The organism is Streptomyces sp. NPDC006510 (assembly GCF_040611955.1).
Taxonomy (GTDB): domain Bacteria; phylum Actinomycetota; class Actinomycetes; order Streptomycetales; family Streptomycetaceae; genus Streptomyces.
In genome coordinates, this window is sequence record NZ_JBEXPH010000439.1 from 1 (window position 1) to 1,676 (window position 1,676).

General features: G+C 69.5%; 2 pseudogenes. Both read right to left on the reverse strand.

Annotated elements, in window-relative coordinates:
• Nucleotides 1–93: 93 nt before the first annotated feature.
• Nucleotides 94–1,074, reverse strand: a pseudogene (locus tag ABZY11_RS44280) (serine/threonine-protein kinase); the annotation flags it as partial.
• A gap of 182 nt (nt 1,075–1,256) precedes the next feature.
• A pseudogene (locus ABZY11_RS44285) lies at nt 1,257–1,589 on the reverse strand (serine/threonine protein kinase); the annotation flags it as partial.
• Between the last annotated feature and the right edge of the window lie 87 nt (nt 1,590–1,676).

Sequence of the window (1,676 nt, forward strand, 5' to 3'; positions counted from 1 at the left end):
ATTGGGCGTAAAGCGAGCGCAGGTGGTTTATTAAGTCTGGTGTAAAAGGCAGTGGCTCAACCATTGTATGCATTGGAAACTGGTAGACTTGAGTGTGTGGGTGTCGCGGTTGGAGTCGGCGGACGAGCCGGGGACCAGCGGGACCGCGCCGCGGCGGCGGGGCTTCTCGGGGGCGGGGGTGTACTGCTGCTCGTCGTAGGTCTGGGGCTCCGGCTCGGTGTCCGGCTCGTCCACGTCGAGCGGCGGGATGCCGGCCAGGTGCGGGAGCTGCTCGCGCAGCCGGGCCGCGAGCTCGGAGGCGCGCAGCCGGGAGGCGGGGGCCTTGGCCAGGCACTGGACCAGGAGCTGCCAGAGCTCGTCGGGGATGCCGGGGAGCGGTACGACCGTCTCCGTGACGTGGCGGCGCAGGACGGCGCCGGGGTGTCCGCCGCCGAAGGGCGTGAAGCCGGCGAGGAGTTCATACAGGACCGTGGCGAGGGCGTAGATGTCGACGGCGGCTCTCGGCGGGAGCCCCTCGACTATCTCGGGGGCCAGGTAGTCCGGCGTGCCGATGATCTTGGTGGCCTTGGTGCGGCGGGGGGTGTCGATCAGCTTGGCCACACCGAAGTCGGTGAGCAGTGCCGGGTGCGAGCCGCCGGGTCCGAGCGGACCCTCCATGTCGAGCAGGATGTTCTCCGGCTTGACGTCGCGGTGGACCACGCCGGCGGCGTGCGCGGCGGCGAGGCCGTCGGCGACGTCCGCGATGATCGCCACGGCGGCCTCGGGCGCGAGACGGCGTTCGCGGTCGAGGCGGGTACGCAGGTCGGTGCCGCGTACCAGGTCCATGACCAGTGCCAGGTCGTTGCCGTCCACCACGAGGTCGCGGACGGCGACGACATGGGGATGGTCGAGACCGAGCAGGGCGGTGCGCTCCTGGACGAAGCGGCCCACGAGTTCCTGGTCGGACGCGAGGTCCTCGCGCAGCAGCTTGATGGCCACCGGGCCCTCGGGCCCTTCGCCGAGCCACACCGTGCCGGCGCTGCCGCGCCCCAGGATCTGGTGTGCGGTGTACCGGCTGCCGATATTCCGTGCCAAGACTGCTCCCTCAGCGGCTGGCGATGGACCGTCGCTCATGACCCCCGGTCGACAAAGTTACGCGTCGATCAGGGGGTTGAGTGCCCGGGATGGCGCCAACCTTCACTTCTGCGGGCGATATGCGGTGGAAACTGGGCCCGTAGAAGTCGATATAGCTACAGAGTTGATGGTGTTGCGGCCGCTCAGGGGGTGCCGCTGCCGCTGCCGTCGCTGCTGCCGCCCAGTTTCGAGATCCAGTCGCCGACGGTGGAGACCGTGTCGCTGATCGCCTTCCAGTAGCTCTTGCCCTCGCCGATCCAGTCCTGCAGCGGGGTGAGTTCCCAGATCAGCCAGCCCGCGACGAACAGCAGCACCAGGGTGAACAGGCAGCCCTTGAGGCAGCCGAGGCCGGGGATCCTCATCGGGTTGGCACTGCGCTGCCTCGGCTCGCGGGGCTGACGCGGGGCAGGCGGCTGGGGCGCCGGCTGCTGCGGCGGCGCGTACTGCTGGCGCTGGGGCTGCTGTTGGGGCTGACGCTGGTGCTGGGAACTCACCCCGCTGCAGGACTGGATCGGCGAGGGCAAGAGCTACTGGAAGGCGATCAGCGACACGGTCTCCACCGT